General features: G+C 71.0%; 13 protein-coding genes. 3 read left to right on the plus strand and 10 right to left on the minus strand.

The window, feature by feature from the left end:
• Position 1: 1 nt before the first annotated feature.
• Positions 2–2,260, plus strand: coding sequence for a 1,4-alpha-glucan branching protein GlgB (gene glgB, locus ASG05_RS03205; protein WP_082486293.1), 2,259 nt, complete (start codon positions 2–4; stop codon positions 2,258–2,260).
• A 94-nt stretch (positions 2,261–2,354) separates the two neighbouring features.
• Here glgB and ASG05_RS03210 read toward each other — a convergent pair whose 3' ends face one another.
• Together ASG05_RS03210 and ASG05_RS03215 are read right to left on the minus strand one after the other, a co-directional pair.
• Complete coding sequence (locus ASG05_RS03210; protein ID WP_056257228.1) at positions 2,355–3,347, minus strand: tetratricopeptide repeat protein; 993 nt, start codon at positions 3,345–3,347, stop codon at positions 2,355–2,357.
• The gene (locus ASG05_RS03215) at positions 3,344–5,146 is read right to left on the minus strand and encodes a hypothetical protein (RefSeq protein ID WP_056257230.1); all 1,803 of its coding nucleotides are present in this window, start codon (positions 5,144–5,146) and stop codon (positions 3,344–3,346) included. Before ASG05_RS03215 ends, ASG05_RS03210 begins: the two co-directional genes overlap by 4 nt.
• Before the next feature lie 238 nt (positions 5,147–5,384).
• Between ASG05_RS03215 and ASG05_RS03220 the strand changes: the two genes are divergently transcribed.
• The gene (locus tag ASG05_RS03220) at positions 5,385–7,268 is read left to right on the plus strand and encodes a hypothetical protein (protein ID WP_056257231.1); all 1,884 of its coding nucleotides are present in this window, start codon (positions 5,385–5,387) and stop codon (positions 7,266–7,268) included.
• Positions 7,269–7,341: 73 nt separating this feature from the next.
• Positions 7,342–8,400: an AI-2E family transporter gene (locus tag ASG05_RS03225; RefSeq protein ID WP_056257233.1), complete on the plus strand. Its 1,059-nt coding sequence runs from the start codon at positions 7,342–7,344 to the stop codon at positions 8,398–8,400.
• A gap of 44 nt (positions 8,401–8,444) precedes the next feature.
• On the opposite strand, the gene ASG05_RS03230 is transcribed toward ASG05_RS03225, so the two are convergent.
• From ASG05_RS03230 to tsf, 8 genes are all read right to left on the minus strand, one after another.
• On the minus strand, positions 8,445–9,188 hold the full coding sequence (locus ASG05_RS03230) for an alpha/beta hydrolase (RefSeq protein ID WP_235491369.1): 744 nt from the start codon (positions 9,186–9,188) through the stop codon (positions 8,445–8,447).
• Complete coding sequence (locus ASG05_RS03235) at positions 9,185–9,484, minus strand: hypothetical protein (protein ID WP_056257236.1); 300 nt, start codon at positions 9,482–9,484, stop codon at positions 9,185–9,187. Before ASG05_RS03235 ends, ASG05_RS03230 begins: the two co-directional genes overlap by 4 nt.
• A gap of 62 nt (positions 9,485–9,546) precedes the next feature.
• On the minus strand, positions 9,547–10,263 hold the full coding sequence (locus ASG05_RS03240) for a lytic transglycosylase domain-containing protein (RefSeq protein ID WP_235491370.1): 717 nt from the start codon (positions 10,261–10,263) through the stop codon (positions 9,547–9,549).
• 269 nt (positions 10,264–10,532) lie between these two features.
• On the minus strand, positions 10,533–11,087 hold the full coding sequence (locus ASG05_RS03245) for a DivIVA domain-containing protein (protein ID WP_056257240.1): 555 nt from the start codon (positions 11,085–11,087) through the stop codon (positions 10,533–10,535).
• Positions 11,088–11,150: 63 nt separating this feature from the next.
• Positions 11,151–12,149 (minus strand): phosphatidate cytidylyltransferase, encoded by a 999-nt coding sequence (locus ASG05_RS03250; protein WP_082486295.1) that lies wholly within the window; start codon positions 12,147–12,149, stop codon positions 11,151–11,153.
• Positions 12,149–12,667, minus strand: coding sequence for a ribosome recycling factor (gene frr, locus ASG05_RS03255; protein WP_056258360.1), 519 nt, complete (start codon positions 12,665–12,667; stop codon positions 12,149–12,151). Before frr ends, ASG05_RS03250 begins: the two co-directional genes overlap by 1 nt.
• Positions 12,668–12,744: 77 nt before the next feature.
• The gene (gene pyrH, locus ASG05_RS03260; protein ID WP_056257242.1) at positions 12,745–13,464 is read right to left on the minus strand and encodes a UMP kinase; all 720 of its coding nucleotides are present in this window, start codon (positions 13,462–13,464) and stop codon (positions 12,745–12,747) included.
• Positions 13,465–13,615: 151 nt separating this feature from the next.
• Positions 13,616–14,443 (minus strand): translation elongation factor Ts, encoded by an 828-nt coding sequence (gene tsf / locus ASG05_RS03265; RefSeq protein WP_056257245.1) that lies wholly within the window; start codon positions 14,441–14,443, stop codon positions 13,616–13,618.
• Positions 14,444–14,457: the final 14 nt, after the last annotated feature.

A 14,457-nucleotide genomic window follows, 5' to 3' on the forward strand; every position in this document is an offset into this window, starting at 1 on the left:
GATGACCACCACTCCCCCGACCGAGCCCGACGCGACCCCGGCGGTCGAGCCCGACACGACCCCGGCGATCGAGCCCGACGCGACGTCGGCCCCCGCGGCCGAGCCCGACACGACCTTCGCCCTGGGCGACGACGAGGTCCACGCGGCCGCCGCCGGCACCCACGACCACCCGCACGCCGTCCTCGGCGCGCACCCCCGCGGCGGTCGGACCGCCGTCCGCGTCGTCCGACCGCTGGCCGACACGGTCACGGTGACCGGCGCCTCCGGGTCGTCGTTCGCCCTCGAGCACGTCGCGCACGGCCTCTGGCAGGGCGTCACGAGCGAGCCCCTCGGTGCCTACACGGTCGAGGCGACCTACCAAGGAGGCGCGGCGTGGGTCTCCGACGACCCTTACCGCTTCGCGCCCACCGTCACCGAGTTCGACCTCTACCTCTTCGGCGAGGGACGTCACGAGCAGCTCTGGAAGATGCTCGGCAGCCACGTGCGCGAGCACGAGGGTGTCACCGGCACCTCCTTCGCCGTCTGGGCGCCGCACGCGCGTGCCGTCCGTGTGAAGGGCGACCTCAACGGCTGGAACGGCGAGCGACACGCGATGCGTCGACTCGACGGCAACGGCATCTGGGAGCTCTTCGTGCCCGGCGTCGACGGCGGCGTCTACAAGTACGAGATCCTCACCCCCGACGACGTCTGGGTCGAGCGGGCCGACCCGATGGCGCGCACCTCCGAGGTGCCGCCGCTGACCGGCTCGGTCATCACGAAGGCCGCACACGCCTGGTCGGACGACGCGTGGATGACCTCCCGCGCCGAGAACGACGTGCACCAGGGGCCGATGAGCGTCTACGAGCTGCACGTCGGCTCGTGGCGCCCCGGCCTCTCGTACCGTGAGCTCGCCGACCAGCTGATCGAGTACGTCGGCGACCTGGGCTTCACCCACGTCGAGTTCATGCCGCTCGCCGAGCACCCCTTCGGCGGCTCGTGGGGTTACCAGGTGACCGGCTACTACGCCGTGACCAGCCGGTTCGGCAGCCCCGACGACCTGCGGTACCTGATCGACCGGCTGCACCAGGCCGGCATCGGCGTCATCATGGACTGGGTGCCCGGGCACTTCCCGAAAGACGAGTGGGCGCTCGCGAAGTTCGACGGCCAGGCCGTCTACGAGCACTCCGACCCGCGTCGCGGCGAGCAGCCCGACTGGGGCACCCTGGTGTTCAACTTCGGCGACTCGCAGGTGCGGAACTTCCTCGTCGCGAACGCCCTCTACTGGCTCGAAGAGTTCCACATCGACGGGCTGCGCGTCGACGCCGTCGCCTCGATGCTCTACCTCGACTACAGCCGCAACGAGGGCGAGTGGCTGCCGAACGAACACGGTGGACGCGAGAACCTCGAGGCGATCAGCTTCTTGCAAGAGGCGAACGCGACGGCGTACAAGCGTCACCCGGGCATCGTCATGATCGCCGAAGAGAGCACGAGCTGGCCCGGCGTCACCCGCCCGACCAGCGAGGGCGGCCTCGGCTTCGGCGTCAAGTGGAACATGGGCTGGATGCACGACACGCTCGACTACGTCGAGAAGGACCCCCTGTACCGCGCGTACCACCACGGCGAGATCACGTTCTCGTTCGTCTACGCGTTCAGCGAGAACTTCATGCTGCCGATCAGCCACGACGAGGTCGTGCACGGCAAGGGGTCGTTGCTGACCAAGATGCCCGGCGACCAGTGGCAGAAGCTCGCCAACCTGCGCGCCTACCTCGCCTACATGTGGGGTCACCCCGGCAAGCAGCTGCTCTTCATGGGCAGCGAGTTCGGGCAGCCCAGCGAGTGGAGCGAAGAGCGAGGGCTCGACTGGTGGATCCTCGACCAGCCCGTCCACCAGGGGCTGCACGGCCTCGTCGCGCGCCTCAACGAGGTCTACCGCGACGAACCCGCGCTCTGGGCGCACGACTTCGACACCGAGGGCTTCGAGTGGATCGAGGGCGGCGCCGCCGAGCACAGCGTCGTGGCGTTCCTCCGCAAGTCGGGCACGGGTGAGTCCGTCGCCGTCTTCGCCAACTTCTCGGGACAGCCCGTGCGGATGCGCTTCGGCCTGCCCGAGGCAGGTCGGTGGGACGAGATCCTCAACACCGACGCCGAGGTCTACGGCGGCTCGGGCGTGGGCAACTTCGGTGGCGTGACCGCGACCGACGAGCCGTGGGCGGGCCGCCCCGCCGCGGCCGACGTCCAGCTGCCGCCCCTCGGCGTCGTCTGGCTCAAGCTGAACCGCTGAGTCGACCCCGCACCACCACACGACCCCCGCGACCCGTCAGGGCCGCGGGGGTCGCGTCGTGGTGAGGTCGCGTCGTGACCGCAGGAGGCGCGGGTCAGTACAGCAGCATCGCCAGACGACGCCGGGCGGCCGCCACCCGAGGGTCGTCCACCCCGACGATCTCGAAGTACTCGAGCAGGCGGGCCCTGGCCACGTCGCGCCCCTGGGAGTCGAGCGACGGGAAGACGGTCAGCACCCGGTCGAAGGCGTCGTCGATGTGTCCGCCGCTGAGGTCGAGGTCGGCGACGTCGAGCTGGGCGTCGACGTCGGTCGGTGCCGAGGCGGCCGCCGCCCGGACGTCGGCGAGCGACGCACCCTGCAGGCGTTCGAGCAACGACACCTGGGCGAGGCCGGCGACCGCGAGCTGGTCGCGGGGGTCTTGGGCGATGGCCGTCTTGTACGCGGTGATCGCCGCGGCGTAGTCGCCCCGGTCGATCGCGTCGTAGGCGTCCTGGTGGTGCGGCGGCAGCGGCTCGGGCTCCGGCTCGACGTCGTCCGCCTCGCCGACGGGAGCGCCGTCGACGACCGCGGTGCCCGTGACGCCGTTCTGTGCCGCGAGCTCGAGCACCTGCTCGAAGACGTCACGGACCTGGGCCTCGGGCAGCGCTCCGACGAAGAGCTGGACGGGGCGGCCGCCGATGACCGCGGCGACGGCCGGGATCGACTGCGCCTGGAAGGCCTGGGTCAGCTGGGGGTTGGCGTCGACGTCGACCTTGACGAGCAGCAGGCGGCCCGCGTACTCGCCCACGAGCTTGTCGAGCACCGGCGAGAGCTGCTTGCACGGGCCGCACCACTCGGCCCAGAGGTCGACGATCACCGGGACGGTGTTGCTGATCTCGAGCACCTGGGTGAAGGTGGCGTCCGTCGCGTCGAGCACGAGACCCGGCACCGCGACCTGACCGGAGGCGGCTCCGCCACCCGCGCCTCCTGCGGTCGGGGCCTCGGGGGCCTCGCCCGAGGGCGCGGCGGGGGCCGGCGGGCGGTTGACGAGCGACGAGAGGTCGACCGCGCCACGGAGGCCGGCGGGGACGGGGGGAAGGTTGGTCATGGCAGCTCCTTGGCAGAGATGAGGGCCTGGCTGAATCCGAGCAGGACGATCGGGTCGTCGCTGCCCACGGGCGGGACGGAGAAGAGCAGCTCGACGCCGTAGGTCGCCTCGATGCCCTTCGACGACTCGTCGAGGCCGAGCAGGGTCTTGACCGTGCCCTCGGGGTTCACCTTGGCCCCGGTGGCCGTCGGCTTGACGGTCTCGATCTCGTTGAGCGCCACCGAGACGATGGCCCCGGCGTCGTTCGTCGCGAACGCGACAGGGGTCTCGTCGTCGGGTTGCGAGGCGTAGTCGATCGACGCGGTGGTGGGCAGGGCCGCCCGCTTGGCGTCTTTGTACGTCTTGCCGATCTTCTCGCGCAGGGTGTCGCCGTCGCCCTGGAACTGCGCGGCGTACTGGCTCTCGTCGCCGTTGCGCAGGATGTCGCCGTACGCCTCGGCCAGCTGGTCGGGCTGCAGCTTCAGCAGCTTGACGTCGGGCGAGAGCCGGGCGGCGCCGACCGAGGCGGGCGCCACCGTGAGCGGCGTCTGCGTCTGCAGGCTGACGGCGTACTCGACCTTGTACGGGTCGCGCGCCGTGGCCTGCTCGAGGGTCAGCGCGACCGGCGCCACGCTCTCGTCGGCGTCCTGGACGACGACGAACGCCGACCGGGGCCACGAGTCGGCCTGCTGCGGCAGCGTGAGCGTGACGGTGCCGGAGGGGATCGCCAGGGGGGCGGCCGCGGCCGCGTCCTTCGACCGGATGGCGTAGTTGGCCTGACGCTGTTCGAGCGCGGGGCCCGTGAAGCGCGTCGCGGCGAGGTCGCCGTCCAACGAGGCGTCGGCCTCGGTGGCGGTCGCCGAGATGCGCTCGACGATGCGTTTCGCCTGGGCCACGCTGATGACCGGCGGCTGCAGCGCACTGCCCTGGTCGCCGCCACCCGTGCCGTCGGTCGACGTGGGCGTCGGGGTCGGGGTGGACGAGTCGGAGCCCCCGGCCGGAGCCTGCTGCGGCCAGTAGTCGGCCGTGCACGCCGAGAGGGCGAGCGACGACACGAGGACGATCGGTGCGACGGCCACGAGACGACGGATGCCGCGGGGACGACCTCGGGCGGGCGCGATCGTCTCGGTGCCCTGGGCGTCGAGGGCCCGGACGGCCTTGCGGCCGGCCCGACGAGAGAGCCGGGGGCGCTTGCCGTCGCCCGACCGGCGACGTGGGCCGCGGGTGCGGCGGTGGTGGAGGATCGCCCAGACGTAGAGCCCGATGCCGATCAGCAGCACCACGAGACCGCCGACGATCAGCGGACCCGCGAGGGGCGTCGCGGTCGAGAGCGGCCAGGTGACGCGGACGTCGGAGGGTGCGGGCTGTGTGCCGTCCGACACGACGACGAGCGACACGTCGTCGGGGGCGTCGAGCGAGAACGTCAACTGCGAGCCCGAGTACTGGTCGAACCAGAGGTCGGAGTCGGTCGGGTCGGGAACCTCGGTGCTGTCGCCCGAGACCGTGCGGCTGACGAGGCCGCCCGTGGCCTCGTCGTACTCGACCTCGTTGTAGGTCGCGTCACCGACCCAGCCCAGCACGTCGGAGGTGCGGCCGTAGGCGGCGAAGGCCGTGTCGCCACCGGACACCGACACGGTCTGGCGGCCGTCGTGACCGTGCAGCGCGGAGGCGGGGACGACCGTGACGGTCGCGTCGGAGTCGGAGGTGTCGACCTGGGACGACACGCTCGGCGGGGGTGCGAAGACGGTGCGCTGGGCGAAACCCAACGCGACCATCACCGCCGCCAGGACGACGACGACGACTGCCACGATGAAACGCACGTTTCTCTCCCTCCGAGCCACCATCCCGGTCGGGGCGCCAGGAACCGTCGTGGTCGACGACGAGCCTCGCACGAGCCTGGCCGGGAGGCCGGGCGCGGCAGCAGAATTTAAGACGACTCAGCGTATCCGACGAGGCTGAGAGGCGCCTAACCCGCAGGTCGGCGTCCGCCGAGGGGCTCGCACTAGCATCGTGTCTCGGACCGCGCCCCGGTCCGGACCCTGCACCGAAGGAGACACCGTGGCCGCTGACGAAGCCGATTTCGGCATTGAACTCCGGGGCTACCGGAAGGACGAGGTCGACCGCGTCCTCGGCGACCTGCGTCGGGAGCTCATCAAGGCCAACGCCGACCGGGCCGACCGGGCCGGCGAGGTCGCGTTCCTGCAGCAGCGCGTCGACGAGATCCGCGCCGAACTCGAGGAGGCCGGCACCCCGACGTACTCAGGCCTCGGCAGCAAGCTCGAACAGACCCTCCGGCTGGCCGAACAGCAGTCCACGGCGCTCATCAGCCAGGCCGACATCGACGCCGAAGCCCTCCGCTCGTCGTCCACGAGCGAGGCCAAGCAGCTGGTCGACGACGCCACCGAGCGGGCCACCGCCCTGCTCGACGACGCGAGGGGTCGTGCCGCGGCGCAGGTCGCCGAGTCGACCGCCGACGCGGACCGCCTGGTCGCCCGCGCCAAGGCCGAGGCCCGCGACCTGCTGCAGGAGGCCCAGCGCGACGCCATCTCGATCCGGGGCTCCGCGGCCACCGAGGCGGCGCAGAACGTCTCCACCGCCCGACGCGAGGCCGCCGCCTTGCGGGCCGAGGTCGAGCACGAGGTCGCCGAGCTGCGGGCCGCGGTCGCCGGGGACCTCGCCGAGGCCCGTGACGAGGCCGAGACCCTCGCCGCCGACACGCGCGAGGCCAGGGCGGTCTTCGAGGCCGACGCCGAGCGGCAGCGCGCCGACCTCGACCGCGAGGGCGTGACCGTCCGGGCCGAGCTCGCCCGGCTCGACGAGACGACCCGCGCCGACCTCGACGCCGAACTCCTCGCGCGACGCGGCGAGCTCGATCGCGAGATCGCCGCCGGCCGGGCCGGACTGGCCGACGACGTGGCGGCGCAGCGGGCCGAGCTCGAGCGCGACGTCGCCGCCGCGCGGGCCGAGCTCGCGCACGAGGTCGCCGAGACCCGGGCGCTGCTCGCACGGGACGTCGACGCCACCCGCGCCGACCTGACCGACGAGGTAGAGTCCACCCGCGTCGAGCTCGAGCGCGAGATCACCACCGGTCGAGACCGTCTCGCCGCCGAGATCGTGCAGGCCCGGGCCGAGCTCGAGAGGGAGCTCGGCGACGCCCGCACCGAGCTCGAGCGCGAGACCCGCCGTCGTCGCGACGACCTCGACCTCGCCGAGACCACGTCGCGCGAACGCATCGAGCGCATCACCGTCGAGACCGACGAGCGCCTCCGCCGTGAGAGCGACGCCCAGGCCGACCGCCTGGCTCGTGAGGACGCCGACCGTCGGGCCGAGCTCGCGGCCGAGGTCGACCAGGCCCGTGCCGAGCTGGCGGCCGAGACCGCCGAGGTCCGCGCGACGCTGGCGGACGAGACCGAGGCCCAGCGCGCGCGGCTCGTCGCCGACGACGTCCGGGTGCATGCCGGCCTCGAGGCCGATCGTGAGCGCGCGACGGCCGACCTGCGCCGCGACCTCGACCAGGGCCGAGCCGACCTCGAGGTCGAGTTGCTCGCGCGCCGCGACGAGGCCGAGGCCGAGCTGACCCGCCGTCACCGCGATGCCGTCGCCGAGACGCAGGACCTCCTCGACTCGGCCGCCGAACAGCTGGCCGACGCCACCCGCCGTGCCACCGAGGTGCGGCGCGAGGCCGACGAGCTCGAACGCGAGGCCGGTGAGCACTCGCGCACGACCCGGTCGGATGCCGACGCGACGGCCCACGAGGTGCTGACGAACGCCGACGAACGGGCGCGGTCGATCGTGGCCGAGGCCCAGCAGCGGGCGGACGACCTCCTCGGTGACGCCGAAGAGCGTCTCGCCGAGATCACGCGCGAACGGGACGCGGTCGCCGACTACTTCGAGAACCTGCGTGGCATGATCGGACAAGTCGGCGGCGGTACGTCAGAGTAGGGCGACAGGCCGTGCCGGGTGATCGGCGCGGCCGCGGCCACGACCGGCCCGTGCAGTCGACAGGAGCCCGCCCGTGAAGATCCACAACCCGTTCCGCATCGGGTTGCTCGCCGGTCTCGGCGTGCTCGTCGCGCTCGTGATCGGCGGGGCCGTCGGTCAGCTCTCGACGATCCTGACCTACGTGGGCGCGGCCCTGTTCATCTCGCTCGGCCTCGACCCCATCGTCTCGTGGCTCGAGAAGCGCCGCGTGCCCCGCGGCATCGCGATCGTCATCGTCCTCGTGGCGGTGGTCGGCGCCTTCGTCGGCGTCGTGTTCGCGATCGTGCCGGTCATCGTGCAGCAGACGACGAGCCTGATCCAGGCGCTGACCTCGTACCTGCAGAGCGTCACCACGCAGCAGTTCGTCGACAACTTGCAAGAACTCGTGCCGCAGAACGTCTTCGACGTGCAGGACGCCCTCGACTCGATCGTCGACTTCCTCACCAACCCCGACAACGTGGTCACGATCGGCGGCGGGGTGCTGGCCGTCGGCGTCGCCATCGGCAACGGGCTCTTCGGCACGGTCGTCGTGGTGATCCTGACGATCTACTTCACCTCGTCGATCAACAGCGTCAAGCGTGCGGTGTACCAGCTCGTGCCGGCGTCGAAGCGCGCGACGTTCGTCGACATCTCGGAACAGATCAGCCAGTCGGTCGGTCGCTACGTCATCGGACAGTTCACGCTCGCCGCGACCAACGGCATCCTCAGCTTTGTCTTCCTCACCATCATCGGTGCCCAGCAGCCCGCCGTGTTCGCGTTCATCGCGTTCCTCGGCTCGATCATCCCGCTCGTCGGCACGATCAGCGGTTCGGCGATCATCGTGCTGGCACAGATCGCCCTGCTGCCGCAGTCACCCGCCACCTGGGTCACGGCGGCCGTCTACTACCTCGTCTACATGCAGGTCGAGGCCTACCTGCTCAGCCCGCGCATCATGCGCCGAGCGGTGCGCGTCCCCGGCGTCATCGTCGTCATCGCCGCGCTCGTCGGCGGCACCCTGCTGGGCGTGCTCGGGGCCCTGATCGCCATCCCGGTCGCCGCCTCCGTCCTGCTGATCATCCGCGAGGTCTACGTGCCCCGACAGAACCAGCTCTGAGGGCTGTCACGAGGCGCGCGGGGCGGCCAGGAGGTGCGGGGCGGTCAGGAGGCGCGGGGCGGCCAGGTGGACGGCAGGGGCAGCGCACCGGGCGCGACGTGACGGACGATCTCGGTGAGCACGCGGCTGGTCTGCTTCTCGCCGACCCAGAGGTGCTTGCCTCCGTCGACCGCCACGACCTCGGCCTCGGGCACCACGGCGAAGCGCCGACGAGCCTCGTCGGGTCGCAGGTAGTCGTCGAACTCGGGCACGACGGCCACGACGGGCGTTCCCGAGCCGCGCCAGGCCTCGAGTTCGGCATCGGTCGTGCGGTGCAACGGCGGCGACAGCAGCACGACACCCGCCACATCCACGCCGAGGCCGTGTTTCAGGGCGACCTCGGTGCCGAAGGACCATCCCACGAGCCACGGGGTGGGCAGACCGCGGCCGCGGACGAACGCCACGGCGGCCGCGAGGTCGGCCGCTTCGGCCACCCCCTCGCCGAACTCGCCCTCGGAGCGCCCGCGTGGCGAGGACACCCCCCGGAAGTTGAACCGCAACACGGCGATGTCGGCCAGCGCGGGCAGCCGCGCGGCCGCCTTGCGGATGACGTGCGAGTCCATGAACCCGCCCGCGGTCGGCAGCGGGTGCAGCGCGACGATCGTGCCGACCGGATCACGGTCGGCGGGCAGGCTGAGTTCGCCGACCAACGTGAGGCCGTCGTCGGTGCGCAGCTCGACGTCTTCGCGTCGAGCGGGCAGCAGGACTCCCCCGCGGATGTCGACGACGTCGGTGTCGGGGCTCGTCACGAGATCCTCCAGCAGTGGGTGTGCCAGTGGCGGCGGGCCGCCAGGTCGTCTTCCGCCCCGAAGAGCCCGTCGGCCCGCCAGGCCACCACGTGCGGCGTGGCCGGGGCGATGCCCAGCGAGCAGCCCGGGCAGACGTAGTCCTTGACGGCCGACGTGGCCGAGACGGACTGGACGTTGAACGAACGCCCGTGCTTCGTCTCGACGGTCAGGCCGCCGAAGGACGCCCGGGTGAGGTCGTACGCCTCGTCTGCCTCGCGCCGGTCGCGCGTGCGACGGGGACGGTTGCTTCGGGGCATGCCGACCAGCGTAGCAACGGCCTCGGCGTCGAGGGCGTCGTGGCTGTCACGTACCGGCTCGATCAGTACCAGTTGTTGGCCACGGAGTGACCCCAGGCACCACACGGGTTGCCGTACCGACCACCGATGTAGTTGAGGCCCCAGGTGATCTGCGTGGCGGGGTTGGTCTGCCAGTCGGCGCCGACGGAGCCCATCTTGCTGCCCGGCAGGGCTTGAGGGATGCCGTAGGCCCCACTGGACCGGTTCGACGCGTAGACGTTCCAGCCCGACTCTTTCTGCCAGAGCGACACCAGGCAGTCGTACTGGTCGGAACCCCACCCACGAGAGGCCACGATCTCGGCGGCGATCGCCTTGGCGCTGCCGGGGTCCGGCGTGCCGGCGACGGGAGCCGCGGAGGACTTCTTCGCGGTGCCCGACGACGCACCGGAGGTCGCCTCGGGGGCCGCGGTCTCTTCCACCACGACGGGGGGCGGCGGTGGCGGCGGCACGTACTCGGTCACGCCGTAGGCGTCACGGTCGGCGACCGTCACGGCGGCACCGGCGACCGTGAGGGTCTGCCCGGGAGCGGTCAGGACCGACGCGGCACCCGGGACGCTCGTGGCCGCTTCGGCCCCGGCCAACGGGTTGACCAGGGATGCCGAGACGAAGGCGAAGGAGGCGCAGAAGCCCACGAGGGGCAGGACGAGGCGGCGAGCAGCACCGGCTCGGCGGGGAGCGGTGGTGTGACCACGGCCGGGACCCGTGAAGGCGAGCCCACCGGGAGCAGGTCGACGGACCACGCTCTGCGAGGCCGGGATGCGGACCCGTCGTCGAGTCGAGGGTCGTTCGACGGCGGCCGGGTGCTCTCGTCGAGAGGGACCGGGTGTCGGATTGGATGCGTGCCTGCCCATGAGTCCGTCCAGGGTAACCGAATCGTGGCGCGACGGCCAGGGTCGACGGGTCCGCGTGTCGGGGCCGCTCGACAAGCATCACCGGCGTCGCGTCGACGGCGCCCGGTCGAGGGTCGGCCTGCAGCCGGCGGACGGCGCGCAGCGGGTGGTCGGCGCCGTCAGCGGACCGCGAGCATGACGTCGACGACCGTGTCGAGCAGCAGGTCCACCTGGCTCTCACGGTACCCACCGCGCCGAGGCCTGAAGACCGACGAGCGCACGTCGTCGATGCTGAGCGGACGACCGTCGGTGAAGTAGCCGTGCAGGCGACGAGTCAGCCGGTCGACGTCGCGGGGGTGGTACCCCGTGGTGAGGATGCCGACCCGGTCGAAGCGGTGGCCCTGGGGCCGTTCGAGGCGCGCGACGATGTCTTCGGCCCCCGAGCGGGCGTCCGAGAACCAGGACGACTCGCGTCCCGACGAGACGGCGCGTTCGCGCTCTCGACTCGCGAAGGCGTCCTCGAGACGTTCGAGGGCGGCGTCGACGTGGGCCGTTGAGTAGCCGTGCTTCGTCAGGCCGAAGGCGGTGCGGCGGATGCGTGCCGCGTCGATGCCGATGCTGGCGTCACCGGCGTAGGCCTTGCGCGCCTCAGCCAGGAACGAGTCGACCTCGTCGACGTCGTAGCCCCGCTTGCCCTTCGGAACGGTGGGGAATGTGCTGCTCACGGCCACCATCATGCCGCATCACCCGATGTCGAAGGGCTGGACGCGCGGCCCCGCCGACTTCGACCGGAGACGCTAGGCGAAGAGGAGGTAGAGCCCGTACGCCGCCGCTGCGGACGGCAGGGTGCTGTCGAGCCGGTCGAGGAACCCACCGTGACCGGGCAGCCAGGTGCTGATGTCCTTGATGCCGAGGTCGCGCTTGATGAGCGACTCGGACAGATCGCCGATGGTCGCCGTCACGATGATGACCCCGCCGAAGACCAGACCGAACCACCAGGGTTCGTCGAGCAGGAACACCGAGAGCAGGACCGCCGCGATCAGGCTGGCCGCGACCGAGCCGGCGAAGCCCTCCCACGTCTTCTTCGGGCTGATGCGGGGGGCCATCGGGTGCTTGCCGAAGTTCAGGCCGGTCGCGTACGCGCCCGTGTCGACGGCGATCACGACGATGAGGGCCGAGAGGGTCCACCACTGCCCGTCGGGCCGGGCCGCCATGAGCACCATGAAGCTGCCGAGGAACGCACAGTAGATCTGGACGAAGGCCCCCGCCCCGAGGTCTCGACCGAGCGAGGAGGCGCCGCTGCGGTGCGAGGGACGGGCCAGCTCGACGAGGCGCCACGCCGACACGAAGACGATGCCGCCGACCAGAGCTGCCCAGTGACCCGCCGCGCCGCCGTAGAAGGCGGCGGGCACGACCGCGACGCCCGCGAGCACGCTCGGGAGGCGAGGGACGTCACGACCCGCGAACCGCAGCGCACTGGCGAGTTCGAAGCACAGCGACCCGATGAGGGCCGCGGCGACGATCATGAAGAACGCCTTGACGAAGATCAGGCTGAGCAGCACGGCGGCGCCGAGCAGCACGCCCACCGCGATGGCCGCCGGCAGGTTGCGTCCGGTGCGGGCCGTCAGCTTCTCGTTGCGGGAGTCGAGTCGGGCCTTGCCTGCCCGGAGCTGCGTCTCGATGTCGTGCCGAGCGGCCTGCGCACGGGCGTCGAAGTCGGCCCGGCGACTGCCGAGGGTGCTCTTCTGAGCCGGTGACGATTCGTCGGAGCCGGCCCCGTCGGGTCGATCGCTCATCAGACCTCGAGCAGCTCCGCTTCTTTCTTCTTCAGGGCGTCGTCGATCGAGTCGATGTAGCCCTTCGTGATCGACTCGAGTTCTTTCTCGGCACGAGCCACCTCGTCGTCGCCGACCTCGGTCTTCTGGGCGTCGAGCGCCTCTTTCGACTTGCGTCGGATGTTGCGGACCTGCACCTTGGCGTCCTCGCCCTTGGTGCGGACGATCTTCACGTACTCCTTCCGACGCTCCTGCGTGAGCTCGGGGATGGTGACGCGGACGATGGTGCCGTCGTTCGTCGGGTTGGCCCCCAGGTTCGGGAAGGTCGCGATGGCCTTCTCGATCTCTTTCAGGGCCGTCTTGTCGTACGGGGTGACGATCATCGTGCGGGCTTCGGGCACCTGCAGCGAGGCCAGCTGGGCCAGAGGCGTCGGGGTGCCGTAGTAGTCGATCGGGATCTTCTGGAACAGAGCCGGGTTGATGCGGCCGGTGCGCACCGTGCCGAAGTCGTTCTTCGCGGCGTCGAGCGCCTTGTCCATCTTCTCGCGCGTGTCGGTGAGTACGTCGTTGATCGCCACTGGTGCTCCTTGTTCGGTTCGCGGTCGAGCTTAGTCGTCTAGTTGCTGACGATCGTGCCGATGCGTTCGCCACGGATGGCGCGGGCGATGTTGCCCTCGCCTTCCATGCCGAACACGTGCATGGGCATGCCGTTGTCCATGCAGAGGCTGAAGGCGGTCGAGTCGACCACCTTGAGCCCCTGCATCAGGGCCTCTTGGTAGGTGAGTCGGTCGAGCTTGACCGCCGAGGGGTCGTGGCGGGGGTCGGCCGAGTAGACGCCGTCGACGCCGTTCTTGGCGACCAGCACCTCGGTGGCCCCGATCTCGAGGGCACGCTGGGCCGAGACGGTGTCGGTCGAGAAGTACGGCAGGCCGGCCCCGGCGCCGAAGATCACGACGCGTCCCTTCTCGAGGTGTCGCTCCGCCCGACGGGGGATGTAGGGCTCGGCGACCTGGGTCATCGCGATGGCGGACTGGACGCGCGTCGCGGCACCGGCCTGCTCGAGGAAGTCCTGGAGGGCCAGGGCGTTCATGACGGTGCCCAGCATGCCCATGTAGTCGGCCCGACCGCGGTCCATGCCGCGCTGGCTGAGCTCGGCTCCCCGGAAGAAGTTGCCGCCGCCGACCACGATGGCGATCTCGACGTCGGTCGCGGCGTCGGCGATCTCGCGGGCGATCGCACCGACCACGTCGGGGTTCACGCCGAGCTGGCCGCCGCCGAAGGCCTCACCCGAGAGCTTCAGCAGGACGCGTCGTCGTCCGGTGGTGTCCGATGTCATGCGAGTCTCCGTCTCGTCGTGGCCGTAGCCAGGTTAGCGAGTTCGGGCTGGTCGCCGTCCGTCGCCGGTGGTGCGCCCGGCGTCGGCACCTCGGCCGGGCATGGCGACGGGGCCCGAGACACGTTCGTCTCGGACCCCGTCACGGTGCTGACTAGGCGCCGACCTTGATGCGGGCGAAGCCCGTGATCGAGAGCCCTGCCTCGTCGACGACCTTCGCGACCGACAACTTGTTGTCTTTCGCGTAGGCCTGGTCGAGCAAGGCGATCTCTTTGAAGAAGCCGGTCAGGCGACCCTCGATGATCTTGGGCAGGGCCGCTTCGGGCTTGCCCTCGTTCTTCGCCGTCTCTTCGACGATGGCGCGCTCCTTGTCGACCTGCTCGGCGGGCACGTCGTCACGCGACAGGTACGTCGGCGCGGCGAAGGCGATGTGCTGAGCGATCGAGCGGGCGGTCTCGGCGTCGTCACCCGTGTAGCCCACGACCACGCCGACCTGCGGGGGCAGGTCTTTGGAGGTCTTGTGCAGGTAGATGGCGAACTGCTCGCCCTCGATGCGGGCGACGGTGCGCAGCTCGACCTTCTCGCCCATGAGCGCGGCCTCGTCGTTGACGAAGGCCTCGACGGTCTGGCCGCCGATCGCGGAGGCGTTGCCCTCAGTGGCGCTGGAGGCGCCGGCCGCGTGCACGGCCTCGAGGACCTGGTCGGCCAGGGCGACGAACTTCTCGTTCTTCGCGACGAAGTCGGTCTCGCTGGCGAGCTCGATCAGCGTGGCGTAGCCCGAGCCGGGCTTGGCGGCGACGAGTCCGGCGGTGGTCTGACGGCCCTCGCGCTTGGCGACGCCCTTCAGTCCCTTGACGCGCAGGATCTCGACGGCCTTCTCGATGTCGCCGTCGGCTTCTTCGAGGGCGTTCTTGCTGTCGACCATGCCCGCGCCGAGGCGGTCACGGAGGATCTTGACGTCAGCGATGGTGTAGTTGGCCATGTGTCTGACTTCCT

The organism is Frigoribacterium sp. Leaf186 (assembly GCF_001423905.1).
Classification (GTDB): domain Bacteria; phylum Actinomycetota; class Actinomycetes; order Actinomycetales; family Microbacteriaceae; genus Frigoribacterium.